This is a genomic window from Streptomyces venezuelae (assembly GCF_008642315.1).
GTDB lineage: Bacteria > Actinomycetota > Actinomycetes > Streptomycetales > Streptomycetaceae > Streptomyces > Streptomyces venezuelae_D.
Genome location: NZ_CP029192.1, coordinates 4592609 through 4606542, shown reverse-complemented (window position 1 = coordinate 4606542; position 13934 = coordinate 4592609). Strand labels below are relative to the sequence as shown.

Below are 13934 nucleotides of genomic sequence, written 5' to 3'. Positions count from 1 at the left end.
TGCCGCTGTCGAGGGCTGAGCCGGTGACCTCTCCGCCACCTAGAGGAGATCGTATATATCCTCATCCGGCTCCGGAACCAGCTCATCGAATGCCCGCAGTAGTGGGTAACCTACGTCTGGCTCGACTGCGGCGATATAGCATGCCCAGCCCAGCAGACGACGCCGAAGCATCACCTCGTTCGCGCCGCCGAACTCGCTCATATAGGTGTAGTAACCGAATTTCGATATCACATGCAAGATCCATCGCATCTTACGCTTTACCTGACGCGGGATCCGTGGCCCGCCCGATTCGCCGACATACAAACCGGTTACGTATTGCGGACCACCGCGGCGCATGAAAGCGGTTTTGCGCGTGTTCACCGACCAGCCGGCGTCGTCGAGGATCTGAGCGATATCCACTGAATGGCGGTCAGTGACATCACCAGAGAATGTTAGATCGTCCACATAACGTGTAAACGACAATCCCTCTGACTGTGCATACTCGGCGAGGGATCGGTCTGTGCTCAGGAAGGCCAAATTAGACAAGAGGGGTGAAGTGCTAAGTCCGATCGGTAGCTTGCCGCCGATAGTGACGAGATTGACGGCAATGTCCGCGGCCTTCTCTTCGTAACCTTGCTCTCCCAACGTAGCCTTTATTGTTGCGGCGCCAATTGACGGAAAGAAATCCTCGAGATCCATGCGCAAAACGCACGGTTTTGCTAGGTGCTGACCGGCATTGCTGACCGTGGAACGCCCGCGAACAAATCCGTGAACATGATTGGGCGGATCATACGAGAACAGGTGCAGAAAGCTTCGATGCAAATTCTTGCTAATAGTAGCCAAGGGTTGCCTTGGATTGAATACTTCTCGTATTCCGCCGTGCTTCTTGCGGTATATTCGTTGATCGTAGAGCCGCCCGGCGCCCGCAGGGAGAGCCGAGGATAGCGCTTCTAGGATTTCGACCGATACACCGGCTTGCTCCGCCAGGTCATCAACCAAGTATGGCACTGCCCCCCCTGTAATGGGACAAAAAGAGGTAGGGCCGCACTCCCATGCAAGGACTATCATGCAACGCACGCGAACTCGCGTACAATGTTGACCGCGACCCTACCTCGCCCGCGATTATATCATACTTCAATGAAGTGGGTCCTTCCGGCTGGAGATGCGACCGAGCTCGAATGAATAGAGCATAGAAATGGACGGCTCGATCTCGCGGAATGCCCTATAGGCCCAGTCTTTCGTTTTTGTGGTGCAGCTCGCTTGGAGCCATCTACTTACTGCTGCCATGGCATAGTCGATGATGGCCGTAGACATGTAGTCGCTCTTGGCGACCATTGTGATCTTCATCTGCGGCAATGGTGTGACCTTGCCGATCGTTTTGCAGGCCTGCCTGGCGACGTTATCGGGAAGTCGGCGAATAATTGCAGCCATACCCTCGCTCTGCTCTATGTAGCAAAGCAACTCAGATTCGTGGCGATGACGGATCAATAGATCACTCAGCAATTTCACATACATGGACTCGATCGCCCCGGATTCCGTGCTGCTAGGGACACCCGTTCGATCGGTTACGACCATGTATGATCGAAAGAAGATGGTCCGCATGAGCTCTAGAAATGGACCGGAGACTTCTAGCGGATCGGTTGAGCTGTGAAAACCGTTCTTGCGAAACTCTTCGAAGCTGGGAAGTCCGGCCAGGCTACTCTTCGCAGATAGCCTTTTATGCAGATCTCGAATCTTTCCCTCTATGTCATCTGCATCTTCACCGAGTTCAACCGCGCCGACGATCAGCGGCTGGTAGGTATTCCCGTTTCCTGACTCGTCCATAAATAGCTTCACCGCAAAGAGCCTTTCGTGAGGCCTACCGCAAGGCCGCCAAGCCGTCCGCGTCGTCGCGCTGGTATTGACAGCCGCGAGAGTTGCACCCTCATCGGGTACGGGACAACCCCTAGGGTGCGCTGCGACGGCGTCAGCTCCTCTGCTTGAGGGCAGTGTCGGCTCAGCTCAGTAGCCTGCGCCACGCTACAGGTAGTCTTCTGGCGATTCCATTATTTCGTCTAGCATTTGATCTATGCGGCGATTTAGTGGGCCGTTTGCTGATAGCTCAGAGAACCTGCCATCGGGCCTATCGCGACGGTAACAGATGGTCTGGGCAACCTCTTCGATCTCCCTAATCGTCACCTCGGCGTCTTCATCGCGCTCGCTCTCGAACAAAGGGCACGATCGAGCGGCTAGGTCGAAACCCACCGCACACGGCTGGCCATGTTGCTCAAGGATTAGACTCCTGCCGTCTAGGGCTGGAAGTTCAGGATTGAAACGGCGCCAGTATCGAGGCCCTCTGGGAGTATCCTTCAGAACCACTCCGGGATCAACCGACATTCGCACACAGTCCTGCGAGCAGGCGTCCAAGAGCTCACTTTTTAGATAGCTCCACATGGGGCGCAGGAAGCTTTGCCGCCAACCATCCGACGATCGTGAGAATTTCTCCCAGTCTCCGTCAAGGTATTCGAATGGGTTGTACAAAAGCTTTCTCACGAAGTTTGCTGGCAAGAGTGGCAGCGCCCATTGCATGAGGTAGGCGCTCGTCGCTGTCGCCTTGGCGTCTGCAAGAACTTTCGTTCTAAGCATCACCATTGGTAGGCCGACGAGTGCCTGCACAGCCGCATCTATAGCTTTTGAATCATGGATGATGGCGGCCCAAGGACGTTCCGCCAGGTCACCGAGAACAACTTCCGCGTAGGTTAGGCATGCGACTTCTCGAGCCTCCGTCACCCATTGCTGGTTCTCCCAGAAGTAGGAAAGATCCTCTTCTAGCGGCATCCGACCGACATGTTCGAATTGCTCAACCAGTAGGGAGAGCCGCTCTTTCCCTTGAATGATTTCAGGGATCACTCGTGCGGAAATCACCGGATTATCACGAACGAGCTTGTCTAGAACGTTTTTATCCCAGAGACGCACCCGCGGACGCCTGTGCGTGCGCTGCCATTCCTTGACCCAGTCGCGAGTCGGGTTCGTGTAGTCACTATTCGACGCAACTACCAAAACGTCCACGTCATCATTTCCTGCCGCATTGAGGACGGCAGACTTTACGGCGAGGGGCTCTACGGATTTCGATCGCCCTTTAACTTCGACCCACCATTTTTCTCGGTCTACGTCGCCGTCGGGAGTTGGATGCAGGAAGCTAACTTCGATGTCGCGCCCTCCATCAGCAGCTCCGTCCCCGGTCCCACCGGTTCGCCAAGTTACATCGACTCCACCCATGGCACCTAGGAGCTCAAATAGGAGCTCCTCCAGCATTTTTCCCTTTACAGTTTTCCATGGGACGTCCCAAGCGGCTGAACTTGCGTGCATGCTTACCCCTTATTGCGGACGACTTCGTCAGGGCCAGGCGCAGGTACGTTCGACAGAGCAGGAGGCAAATCCACTCACCGCTTGCGCGGCTCCATCTGCTCCGGTGTCGCTATGCAACGGAATCCAGTGTCGTCGTCGTGCATCGTGTCGTTCGCGTCATTGGGAACCGCTGGCACTCCCCGAAACAGAGGGCTCGTGAAGGCACTTCCACGGAGTTCGTAACGACCGGGCGTTGTCGGCGTCGAAAGCCACTCCCACACATTGCCCACCATGTCGTAAACCCCGTATGGAGAAACTCCGCTGTGGTACCGAGATACGGACGTCGTGCGCTCCGCCCCAGTCTCGCGGACATTGCATTTTGCAGCAGTCTTCTGGTCGCCTCATGGGAAGGTACGGCCGGATGTCCCACGCGCCGCCTTCTCCCACTGCTCGGCTGTCGGCAGAGACTTCCCTGCCCACGTCGCGTACGCGCTCGCGTCGCGCCAAGTCACGTGCACAACCGGATGGTCGTACAGTTCACGCGGACACCGACCGTTCTCCCAGTGCTCCGGCACCGGGTGCCGAGTAGCCGCACAGAATCGCGCGTAATCGGCGTTCGTGGTCGGGAAGGTGTCGATGTGGAATTCATCCACCCACAGCGGTTCGTCGTCCTCACCAGATGAGAAGATTCCTTCGGGCACGCGCGCCATGAGCTTTCCGTCTCCGGGATGCTTCACGTACTCGCCACTGCTCGTCTGGCCTTCGTCAGGATCGATGACCGCTTGGGTGGGTATGTCATCCGCCGCGAGGATGCCGACGAAGCGTCCCTGGGCGTCCTGGTCGGCTTTGGCTAGCAAGGTGTCCAAGGCCGCCTGATTCACCATGCGCAGGGTGGCTCGCTCGCCGTCAGCTTCCCACCGCGACACGATCCGGTCGGACACCCCGAGTCTCTCGGCGAACTCCATGAGGCTCATCCGTACAGCTTCACGCAGTGCCTTAACTTCACGGCCGGTCCATTTCGTAACGAGTGGCATGGGCTACCTCTGTCGTGAATCGCTGCCCCAACGGGTAGCGGATCGCGCCTACAGTCGGTCGCCGGAAATTCCGACGTATCCGACGCGCAGCGCTTCGAGCACGGGGTGATCCTGCGGGAACTGCACGTCGTCGATCACGCTCACGGAGCGCACGCCGATCGTTGTGTTCGTGGCAAAAGCCGCGGCCATGTTGGGAAGGTCGGCGAGCTGTACCGAGGCTGTGACCTGCCTGGGAGCGTCCAAGCTTTGGAGGAGGAGCATCGTCGTACCGGGGAGGACAGGGGCGTCCGGCCACGTGACAGTCCCGTCCTGGTCGACGAAGCCCAGGTTCCACGTGCCGCCCTCAGAGACGCGACCGTCCGGCTCGACGAACACCGCATCGTCAAAACCGGCGAGCTGTGCATCACGCCGAATCCGGAGCTGCGAGTGAAGACCGATGTGCTTCACCACCGCACTGTCCCGGGTGAAGGTGAAGGACTTGGCGGTAAGCGGGAGCGGGGGCATGGCGCCCGCCGGCCGCAAGTTCACGAGAACATGGGGGTCCTTGGCATCACTGGGACGCCCCATGTCGATCCCAGGGTCGAAAACCGTGACTCGGAGACCGGCAATCCCGGTGACGCCTTCCGCTGCCTTACGGATGTAGCTCAGCGTCCGCTCGCGGTCCAACTCCACCCCGAAGACGATGCGGCAGTCCCGAACCAACCGATCGAGGTGAAGCGACAGGCCACGAATCGTGCCGTCCTCCATGCGCATGGAGGTGAAGTGGCCGTAGTTGGTGAGGGCAAGGCTCTGGAGTTCGTCGAGGGTGACGGGTTTCCCGTTCAGTTCAGCCATGGGGCCAGTCTTACAGCCCCTGACGATCCGCCAACACCCAGCTAAACGGCGAAAGTTCGGATTAGTTCGGTGCGGGGGCGGCGAGAGTACGTACTCACGGAGCGCTCGCCGGGACACGCTATGAGCATGATGGCGGACACACCCCGAGAGACGCTAAGCGCCGGGCTCCTCGTTGGCGGGACCCACGACCGCTTCAAGCTGCTTGACGCGCTCGACAAGGCCGGCCAGTTCGGTCGAGACGCGCGCGACCTCGGCTTGCAGCTCGGTCAGGCGCTGAGCGGCCTCACGGGGCGCCTGCTCGCCGGGAGCGGGGTCACGGACGTAGGTGCCGCTTCCCGTGCGGCCTTCGACCAACCCTTCTTCCAGGGCGCGGGGAAGTCCACCGGCGGGCGGATGCTGATCCGGCTCATCGAGGGCATGACGGGGGACCTGCGTCGCGCCCCGAAGGACGAGGACAACCTGATCGCGGCCGTGGCCGCGGGATGGGTCACGGCGCTGGACAACCTCTCCCACATGACCCCGGACCTGTCCGACGCCATGTGCTGCATCGTCACCGGAGCCGAGAGCGTCAAGCGCGCCCTGTTCACCGACGGAGACGTCTTCCGCGCCCGCTACCGCCGCCCCCTGCTCCTGACCGGCATCGACGTCGGCGTCATCCGCCCCGACCTCGCCGAACGCCTCCTCCCGCTCCGCCTGGAACGCCCGAAGGTGCGGCGCACTGAAGCGGAGCTGTGGGCGGAGTACGCCGAAGCCCTGCCCGTCATGCTCGGCTCCCTGCTGGACCTGACCGTCACGGCCCGCGCCGCCACCGCCGAGACGCCAACCGACCTGCGGATGGCGGACTTCGCCCACCTGTGCGCGCAGCTCGACGCGGCGATGGGCCTCGGGGCGCTGGCGGCCTACCGGGCCGGGCTGGACGACCTCAACGACGACGTCATCGAGGGCGACCTGCTCGCGCAGACCGTGCTCCAGTACGCGGCCGGCATGCAACCCGGGGCACAGGAACGGATGGCGTCCGCAGAGTGGCTGCACCTCCTCACCCGGCTCTACAGCGGCGAGGACTGCCGCCCACTGCCCAAGGGGTGGCCGACCACCGGCAAGGTCCTCTCCGACCGGCTCAAGCGCCTGCAGCCCACCCTCGCCGCCCGCGGCCTGGTCGTGGACTGGGGACGCACCCGCGAGGCCCGCTACATCGAGCTCACCGAACCCGCGCCGGCACCCGGGCCGCAACAGGGGGCCGCGTTCTGAACGCGAGGTCACCGCACAACAGCAAGAAGAACACCCGGGCCGACGCGGCGATGGGTGCTCCTCTTGCTGTTCGGTGCGCAGCACCGCCCGAAGGACGTGCCGCGCAGCGGCTCCTTCTTCGCGCTCTGAGCCGCGCACAACAACAGACACCACCCCCTCTTTTTTCCTAAGTAGGGGAACGCTGCGTCACCTGCGTCACGCGCGACAGAACACGGCCCCTGAACAGCCGGAAGGAGCGTGACGCAGAGCCGATCCGTCTGCGTCATCGTGCGTCACCTGCGTCACGCCACCGTGACGCAGGTGACGCGGCAGTGACGCACCCCCGCCGTGCTGTGTCACGGATTCCCCCAGGTCAGGACCCTGGATGACGCAGGTGACGCTGTGACGCAGAAATCCGAACCTCGGACAGGTGCCAGCCCGCCATGACCAGAGCCTCGAAGGAGTCGACTGTGGCACGCCCTCAGATGCTCAAGCTCCCCGAAGTCCTCGCAGAGATCAAGATGAGCCGCGCCGCCTTCTACCGCATGCGCGCCCGCGGCCAAGCCCCCCGCCTCCGCAAACTCCCCAACGGCCAAGTCCGCGTCAGCCGCGCCGACCTTGATGCCTGGTGGGAGCGCTGCGAGCAGCACGCCGCATAGATCAAACCGCTTCACCGGGGCCCGCGCTGAGCGCGGGCCCCTCGTCACGTCTGGAGAGACATGCTCACGTATGACGTCGATATCTGGTCCATCCGCAAGCGCGCCGGCCGTCCCAAGCCGTGGGAACTGCGCTGGAGGGTTGGCGAGCGACCCCACTCCCGCAGTTTCAAGCTGAAGCCGCAGGCAGATGGGCGCCGGGCCGAGTTGATGGCGGCCCTGCGGGATCAGCAGCAGTTCGACGAGGAAACGGGCCTGCCTGCACGTGAGTTGATGGCTCTGACCTCTCCGTCGTGGTACGAGCACGTGACGGAGTATGTACTCATGAAGTGGCCGCGCGCCGCCGCCAAGCACCGGGCGAGCATCGCGGAATCCCTCGCGGTCGTGACACCCGCGCTCGTTACAAGCAAGCGGGGGGCGCCCCACCCCTCAGTGCTGCGTGACGCGCTCTATCAGTGGGCATTTCGCGCAGTTCGAGGGCCGGACGGCACCTGGGTCCCGCGCCACGCAGTCGAGGAGCCCCCGGCGGAGATCCTTAAGGGCGGTCAGCAGAACTCCAACGACCTCATCTCCCGCGCGCTCGACGAAGGGGAAGAGTCCTGACCCTGGCCCACAGATGGCCCATACGTACTGGTCAACGCTGGGATATGGGCGAGAAAGGGTGAGACAGGGTCCATGCGGAAGGGGTGCCGCTCCGGAGAGTGGCACCCCTTCTGACCTGCATAGCTTCTGACCTGCGCGGTGGGTGTGGGATTTGAACCCACGGTGGCGTGAACCACGACGGTTTTCAAGACCGTTCCCTTAGGCCGCTCGGGCAACCCACCCCGCGCCGCCGTCCACCGGAAAGACGTCCGGAATCGGACGGCGCGGGGACAAGACTAGCGGGTCAGCTGTCGCCCTTGCGCTGGCCCAGCGTCACGTCGGCCGTGCGCTCCTTGCCGTCGCGCTCGTATGTGATCTTGACCTTGTCGCCGGGCTTGTGGGTCCAGATCTGGCCGATCAGGGTCGGGCCGCTGTCGATCACCATGTCGTCCAGCTTCGTGATGACGTCGCCGGGCTTCAGGCCCGCCTTGTCCGCCGGACCGTTCGGAGTGATGGGTTCCGAACCGCTCACGGCCTCCCGTGAGATCGTCGCGCCGTTCGCGCCCTCCTGCTGGAGGGAGACCGACGCGCCGATGACGGGGTAGACCGGCTGGCCGGTCTTGATCAGCTGCTGGGCGACCTGCTTGGCCTGGTTCACCGGGATCGCGAAGCCGAGGCCGATGGAGCCGGACTGTCCCTGGCCGCCCAGGCCGCCACCGCTCTCCGCGGGCTTGATCGCGGAGTTGATGCCGATGACCGCGCCGCGCGAATCCAGGAGCGGGCCGCCGGAGTTGCCGGGGTTGATCGAGGCGTCGGTCTGCAGCGCGCTCATGTACGAACTCTTGCCGCTCTGCCCGCCGTCGCTGGAGGTCACCGGGCGGTTCTTCGCGCTGATGATGCCGGTGGTGACCGTGTTCGAGAGACCGAAGGGCGCGCCGATGGCGATGGTCGAGTCGCCGACGGCCACGCGGTCGGAGTTGCCGAGCTTGAGCGGCTGCAGGCCGGACGGGGCGTTCTTGAGCTTGATGACCGCGACGTCGTACCCCTCGGCGCGGCCGATGACCTCCGCGGCGTACTTCTTGCCGTTCGAGAACGTCACCTGGAGCTTGCCGCCCTCGGCCGCCGACGCCACCACGTGGTTGTTGGTGAGGATGTGGCCCTGCGTGTCGTAGACGAAGCCGGTGCCCGTGCCGCCCTCGCCGCCGCCGCTCTGCGCCTCGATGGTCACGACGCTGGGCAGGGCCTTGTTCGCGATGTCGGAGACCGAGCCGGGCTCGCGCTTCAGGTCGGCGGGCGTGTCGGGCGCGGAGACCGTGGTCGAATTCGTGTCGCTGTCGCCGCGCTCGGCCGCCCAGTAGCCGACACCTCCGCCGATGCCGCCCGCGAGCAGGGCGGCCGCGAGCACCGCGGCGACCAAGCCGCCGCGCCGGCCGCCGGGCTTCGGCTCCTGCGGGTGGTACGAGGCGCCCCAGCCCGAACCGGAGCCACCGCCCGTCGCGTACGAGGGCATGGCGGGCGGCTGCGGCGGAGGCCAGTTCCCGGCGCCGGAAGCGGCCTGCGGGCCGGCCTGCGGAGCGCCGTGATGAGCACCCTGGTGGGTGCCGGAGTGGATGCCGGGGTATGTGCCGTGGAGCGTGTCATGGGGGGCAGCCCCGTGCGGCGCTCCGTGCGGAGTGCCCTGCGCGGAGCCGTAAGGCGCCCCCTCCGGAGGAGCCGCCTGAGGAGCATGGCCCGCAGTCTGACCGGACGCCGCCTCGGAGGGGGCGTGCGCGGGAGCAGAAGGCGCCCCCTCGTGCCCCTGCTGCCCGGCGGAGTCGGTGGCGGCAGTGGGGGCGGTGGAGGCGGCGGAGTCTGCGGGAACAGCGGGAGCGTCCACCGGCGCGGGGGGCGCGGACGGGGCCTGGGGTACCTCGTTGCCCTCGTTCTCGGTGCTCACAGCTCTTCTCCTCGGTCCATGCTGTCGTTACGTGCGTTCTCGGTCACGGCCTGGCGGTGCCGACTGTGCAGTTGTCTGCAGTCAGCTTTTCCCATGGGCTGTCAGGGCACCATAAGCCGATCCTGTGTGTCCGGCGCTCCGGGAGGGCCTCGCCCGGCGAGCCTCCGGGTACCCCGTGATGGCACCATGACGCGGTGACCCTCGCACGACAGCACCAGATTCAGGTCGTCGCCCACCGCGGAGCCTCCGAGGACGCTCCCGAACACACGCTGGCCGCCTACAGGAAAGCGGTCGAGGACGGTGCCGACGCCCTCGAATGCGACGTACGGCTCACCGCCGACGGCCACCTCGTCTGTGTCCACGACCGGCGCGTCAACCGTACGTCGAACGGCCGCGGCGCCGTCTCCGCCCTCGAACTGGCCGATCTGGCCGCCCTGGACTTCGGCTCCTGGAAGAAGCACCACGGAGAGGCGGAGGAGGACCCCGACTGGGCCTCCGCGACGGGTGAGGCCACGGGTGCGGACACCTCCGTCCTGACCCTGGAGCGCCTCCTGGAGCTCGTGGCCGAAAGTAACGCTTCGGGCCGCCGCGTACGGCTCGCGATCGAGACCAAACACCCCACCCGTTGGGCGGGCCAGGTGGAGGAGCGCCTGCTTCTGCTGCTGAAGCGGTTCGGCCTGGACGCGCCGCCCGCGGAAGGCCCTTCGCCGGTACGTGTCATGAGCTTCTCGGCACGTTCGCTGCACCGCGTCCGGGCCGCTTCTCCGACGCTGCCGACCGTCTACCTGATGCAGTTCGTGTCGCCGCGCCACCGTGACGGGCGCCTCCCCGAGGGAGTACGCATCGCTGGTCCGGCCATGCGGATCCTGCGCAGCCACCCTTCGTACGTCGCGAAGCTGAAGCGTGCGGGGCACCAGGTTCACGTATGGACGGTGAACGAGCCGGAGGACGTCGAACTCTGTGCGGAACTGGGCGTCGACGCGATCATCACCAACCGCCCCAAGCAGGTTCTGTCACAGCTGAACCAACTGGGACTCCATTAACTCCGGTTACAGGGAGTGCACCGGCGCGTTCGGTCCGTATTCGATCGTCACGAGTGCGTCACCGGACGTGGTTTGGCCGGTTTCCGGTCCAGTCCAATGGGGCATCCACACCGTGGCGTGGGGCGAAGGAGGTCTCGGGGGTGGCGTTGGTGGTGGCACGGGAGGTGCCCACGTCGTCGAGCATGGCCGTTCCCCATGGCCCTGCGGGCGTGGGGGAAGCAAGGCACCACATGCGCAATCAGCTGCGCATGAGCGGGGTGTCCGAGTCGGTCGTCGACGACGCCGTTCTGATCCTGTCGGAACTGCTCAGCAACGCCTGCCGGCACGGCAGGCCACTGGGCCGAGGAATGGTCGGAGACGGCGACGTGCGCGTGGCGTGGCACGTCGACAAGACGGGCCGGCTGACGGTCGAGGTGACGGACGGCGGCGGCCCGACCCGCCCGGTGCCGGCCACTCCGTCGGTCACGGCGCACGGCGGCCGGGGGCTCAACATCATCACGGCGCTCTCCGACGCCTGGGGCGTGCGCGACGACGTGCACGGCGAGGTCACCGTGTGGGCCGTCGTGCAAGGAGGGCACCATCACGAGGATTTCGCTACGCGCGTCGCCGCCCCGTCGGCGGCCGCGATATCCGAGCTCGCCTTCGTGGACCCCTTCGACGATCTGGACTGAATCCGCGAACGGCTAGGCTCGCGCCCGTACGGAAGAGTGCAACAGAGCCGCAGCCGGGAGACACCCAGATGGCCAAGAAGCGCCCTCAGACCAAGGGCAAGCAGCAGTCGCAGGTCAAGGACGGAGCCCGCACCGGCGGCGCGGAGAACTATCCGGTCGTCGGCGCCCGTGAACCCTGCCCCTGCGGCTCGGGCCGGCGCTACAAGGCGTGTCACGGCCGGGCCGCCGCGCACGCGGTGACCGAACTGGTGCAGCGCCCCTTCGAGGGTCTGCCCGGCGAGTGCGACTGGATCGCGCTGCGCGAGCTGGTGCCCGCCGCCACGGTCGAGCTGACCCTCAAGGACAAGCTGCCGGACGGCATTCCGTCGGTGTCCCTCGCCACCGTGCTGCCCATGGCCTGGCCCGCGCTGCGCCGCGACGACGGTTCGGTCCTGCTCGGTCTCCAGAACGACACCGCGTCCGGCGACATCAGCCGCGACCTGGCCGACACCCTGCAGCGCGCGCTGGAGGCCGAGCCGGGTACGCCGGTGAAGGGCCGCCGCGCCCCGGCCGAAGGACCGCGGCTGCAGGACCTGATCGACCCGGAGGGCCGTTTCGAGCCGGTTGTGCACTCGGGCTTCGAGTTCTGGGTGCCGGACGCGGAGAACGCCACGCCCGAGGTGTCCGCATCCCTCGAACGGGCGAACGACGCCGCCATTCCGACGGTGAAGCTGACCGGCGTGGACGCCGCGTACTGGTGCGAGACGCCGGACAAGAACCACCTGCGCTGGGTCATGCCGCACCCCGAGGAGCAGCTCCTCGACGCGCTGGCCCGGCTGCACGCGGCCGGTACGTCGAGTCTCGGCGAGGGCACCCGGCTGGTCGGTTCCTTCCGTGCGCACGGTCTGACCGTCCCGGTGTGGGACCTGCCGACCGGTGTCTCGGCGGCCGATGTCGAGAAGCCCGCGGCGGAGTTCGCCGAGCGGCTCGCGGCGGCACTCGCCTCGCAGACCCCGCTGACCGCGGACGAGCGCCGGGCGCGCGGTGGCCTCACCAACCGCCAGGTCACGCTCAGCTGACCCCGCCGCCCTCGCGCGTGCCGTCCCGTACCGACTGACGCACCGGTCAGTCGGTACGGCTGCGAACGGAATCGGTGACTCCAGTCACAACTCCCGGTAGCGGTAAGTAAATCCCTGTCCGGATAACTGGGATCGAATTTGCCAAGAGCCGATCTCTTGTTACCGTTCAGGTAGCCCGGTTGCTGGTGCATCCCCCGTCGCCAGCAACCGGGCCCTTGCATGTCCGGGGACCGGTCGAAGGCTCAACTGTCCTGCGAGGGCGCCGAGTTGCTGCCCGAACGCAGCAGCAGTCCGGCCGTCTCGCCCGCCGCGTACTCCGCCACCGCCGAGTACGCCGCCGCGTCGCCCGCCGACCGCTCGCGCGGGGTCTCGCACGCCGCCGGTTCGTCCCCCGCCTCCACCTCGCAGTGCATCTGCACGGTGCGTCCGCCGGGGCCCATCAGGGTCAGGACGGCGGTCAGCTCGTCGCCGGTGGCGTTGCGGTAATAGGTCCGCGCCCAGGTGTCGCGGCCCAGGGTGAGCACACAGGTCTGGGCCTCGATGCCGTCGGGCGAGGAGAGTTCGGGGCCGCACCGGGACGCGGTGTCCGCGCGCGGCTCCGCAGGGGTGTTCGAAGGAGCTGCCGAGGGGGTGGGGAGGGGCGACTTCGCGTCACCGTCGCCCACGGGCCCCGCGGACGCCCCGGCGAGCGGCAGGAGAACCGTGACGGCCGCGACGCCCAAGAGCATGATCAGGCGGGGTTGCATGGACCGAAGATAACGACAGCGGGCGCGCGGTCAGCTCGCCGCGCGCCCAATTCCCCTACAACTCGGGCGCGCTCACACCCGTACGAGTGAGGGCGTCGACGACGGCGTCCACGACCGCCTCGACGTCCGGCACCCAGGGGGCGGCCGATCCGGGCAGCGGCGCGCGCTCCCAGCTGACCTGACCCTGTCCGGTCACGGAGGGCGGCAAGGCGATGTAGCCACCCTCGCCGTGGAAGCGGAGGGATCCCGGGACGTAGTCCTTGGCGTAGAGGAGCTCGCCCAACTGGGCCAGCGAGTACGGCGCGACGAGGATGTGGAGTCTGGCGTCGGTGGCGACCACCGGGCCGAGCCTGATGCCCGCCTCGTCGAGCGCGGCGAGGGCGCGCGCGCCGGCTTCCGCGGGGAGGCTGACGGCGCACGGGGCGCGGTCTCCGGTGGCGAGGACGATGGGCGCGCCGGGTCGGTTGGTCCACCACCAGCGGACCATCCGCTCGTCGGTGGTGGCGGCGAGGAGGCCGGGGTCGAGGGGGTGCGCGCCCGGTACCGCGCAGTCGAGGTCGGGGCAGGCGCACCGGGTGCCGTCACGCCGGTCGAGACCGACTCCTGGCAGTACGGGCCACCGCCATGCGGTCGCGAAGGTCAGAGCCGCGCCGAGCTGTCCGGCGCTCCGGCCGGGCTTCCTTCCGATTCGCCAGGACAGGAGCCTGCGTCGCCTTCCGAGGATCTCGCGCATGAGCGCTCGTTCCTTTCCGTTGCACGCCGGCGTTAGCCGGGGAGACTGCGGGCCACATCACACCATGTGTGGATCACTTCGCTGTACGTACGAGCTGGCACATCTGCA

At 65.8% G+C, this 13934-nt stretch carries 12 protein-coding genes, 1 tRNA gene and 2 pseudogenes; 6 read left to right on the top strand and 9 right to left on the bottom strand.

Going from position 1 to position 13934, the window contains the following annotated elements:
- Nucleotides 1–39: 39 nt before the first annotated feature.
- The 5 genes and pseudogenes from DEJ48_RS19995 to DEJ48_RS19975 form a co-directional block, all read right to left on the bottom strand.
- Nucleotides 40–978: a reverse transcriptase family protein gene (locus tag DEJ48_RS19995; RefSeq protein ID WP_190537485.1), complete on the bottom strand. Its 939-nt coding sequence runs from the start codon at nt 976–978 to the stop codon at nt 40–42.
- A 135-nt stretch (nt 979–1113) separates the two neighbouring features.
- On the bottom strand, nt 1114–1803 hold the full coding sequence (locus DEJ48_RS19990; RefSeq protein WP_150217505.1) for a hypothetical protein: 690 nt from the start codon (nt 1801–1803) through the stop codon (nt 1114–1116).
- Between the two features lie 195 nt (nt 1804–1998).
- A complete protein-coding gene (locus tag DEJ48_RS19985; RefSeq protein ID WP_150217504.1) occupies nt 1999–3327 on the bottom strand; it encodes a restriction endonuclease in 1329 nt (442 codons plus the stop codon).
- Between the two features lie 74 nt (nt 3328–3401).
- Nucleotides 3402–4340, bottom strand: a pseudogene (locus tag DEJ48_RS19980) (SUMF1/EgtB/PvdO family nonheme iron enzyme).
- A 48-nt stretch (nt 4341–4388) separates the two neighbouring features.
- Complete coding sequence (locus DEJ48_RS19975) at nt 4389–5174, bottom strand: aminotransferase class IV family protein (protein WP_150217503.1); 786 nt, start codon at nt 5172–5174, stop codon at nt 4389–4391.
- A 363-nt stretch (nt 5175–5537) separates the two neighbouring features.
- On the opposite strand from DEJ48_RS19975, the pseudogene DEJ48_RS19970 reads away from it, so the two are divergent.
- The 3 genes and pseudogenes from DEJ48_RS19970 to DEJ48_RS19960 all read left to right on the top strand — a co-directional run.
- A pseudogene (locus DEJ48_RS19970) lies at nt 5538–6422 on the top strand (ATP-binding protein); the annotation flags it as partial.
- 449 nt (nt 6423–6871) lie between these two features.
- Nucleotides 6872–7060: a helix-turn-helix transcriptional regulator gene (locus DEJ48_RS19965; RefSeq protein WP_150217502.1), complete on the top strand. Its 189-nt coding sequence runs from the start codon at nt 6872–6874 to the stop codon at nt 7058–7060.
- A 60-nt stretch (nt 7061–7120) separates the two neighbouring features.
- Nucleotides 7121–7660, top strand: coding sequence for a hypothetical protein (locus DEJ48_RS19960; RefSeq protein WP_223832109.1), 540 nt, complete (start codon nt 7121–7123; stop codon nt 7658–7660).
- Nucleotides 7661–7796: 136 nt separating this feature from the next.
- On the opposite strand, the gene DEJ48_RS19955 is transcribed toward DEJ48_RS19960, so the two are convergent.
- Nucleotides 7797–7881 (bottom strand) — tRNA-Ser (locus tag DEJ48_RS19955).
- Between the two features lie 62 nt (nt 7882–7943).
- Nucleotides 7944–9575, bottom strand: a complete 1632-nt coding sequence (locus DEJ48_RS19950) for a S1C family serine protease (protein WP_150217501.1) — start codon at nt 9573–9575, stop codon at nt 7944–7946.
- A 194-nt stretch (nt 9576–9769) separates the two neighbouring features.
- Here DEJ48_RS19950 and DEJ48_RS19945 point away from each other — a divergent pair, with 194 nt between their 5' ends.
- The 3 genes from DEJ48_RS19945 to DEJ48_RS19935 all read left to right on the top strand — a co-directional run bounded on the left by DEJ48_RS19945 (nt 9770) and on the right by DEJ48_RS19935 (nt 12347).
- Nucleotides 9770–10618 carry a glycerophosphodiester phosphodiesterase gene (locus tag DEJ48_RS19945; RefSeq protein WP_150217500.1) on the top strand — a complete coding sequence of 283 codons (849 nt, stop codon included), beginning with the start codon at nt 9770–9772 and terminating at the stop codon, nt 10616–10618.
- Between the two features lie 53 nt (nt 10619–10671).
- Entirely contained in the window at nt 10672–11289 is a 618-nt protein-coding gene (locus DEJ48_RS19940; protein WP_150217499.1) for an ATP-binding protein, read from the top strand.
- A 68-nt stretch (nt 11290–11357) separates the two neighbouring features.
- Nucleotides 11358–12347 (top strand): DUF5926 family protein, encoded by a 990-nt coding sequence (locus DEJ48_RS19935; RefSeq protein ID WP_150217498.1) that lies wholly within the window; start codon nt 11358–11360, stop codon nt 12345–12347.
- Nucleotides 12348–12589: 242 nt separating this feature from the next.
- Here the strand turns inward: DEJ48_RS19935 and DEJ48_RS19930 are convergent, their stop codons facing one another.
- Together DEJ48_RS19930 and DEJ48_RS19925 are read right to left on the bottom strand one after the other, a co-directional pair.
- Entirely contained in the window at nt 12590–13093 is a 504-nt protein-coding gene (locus DEJ48_RS19930) for a hypothetical protein (RefSeq protein WP_150217497.1), read from the bottom strand.
- Between the two features lie 55 nt (nt 13094–13148).
- On the bottom strand, nt 13149–13826 hold the full coding sequence (locus DEJ48_RS19925) for a bifunctional DNA primase/polymerase (RefSeq protein ID WP_150217496.1): 678 nt from the start codon (nt 13824–13826) through the stop codon (nt 13149–13151).
- Nucleotides 13827–13934 lie beyond the last annotated feature (108 nt).

Bases quoted from the DNA above. Each gene is read 5' to 3' on its own strand.
- DEJ48_RS19990 (WP_150217505.1), bottom strand. From the start codon at position 1,803: ATGGACGAGTCAGGAAACGGGAATACCTACCAGCCGCTGATCGTCGGC.
- DEJ48_RS19985 (WP_150217504.1), bottom strand. From the start codon at position 3,327: ATGCACGCAAGTTCAGCCGCTTGGGACGTCCCATGGAAAACTGTAAAG.
- DEJ48_RS19975 (WP_150217503.1), bottom strand. From the start codon at position 5,174: ATGGCTGAACTGAACGGGAAACCCGTCACCCTCGACGAACTCCAGAGC.
- DEJ48_RS19960 (WP_223832109.1), top strand. From the start codon at position 7,121: ATGCTCACGTATGACGTCGATATCTGGTCCATCCGCAAGCGCGCCGGC.
- DEJ48_RS19935 (WP_150217498.1), top strand. From the start codon at position 11,358: ATGGCCAAGAAGCGCCCTCAGACCAAGGGCAAGCAGCAGTCGCAGGTC.
- DEJ48_RS19930 (WP_150217497.1), bottom strand. From the start codon at position 13,093: ATGCAACCCCGCCTGATCATGCTCTTGGGCGTCGCGGCCGTCACGGTT.
- DEJ48_RS19925 (WP_150217496.1), bottom strand. From the start codon at position 13,826: ATGCGCGAGATCCTCGGAAGGCGACGCAGGCTCCTGTCCTGGCGAATC.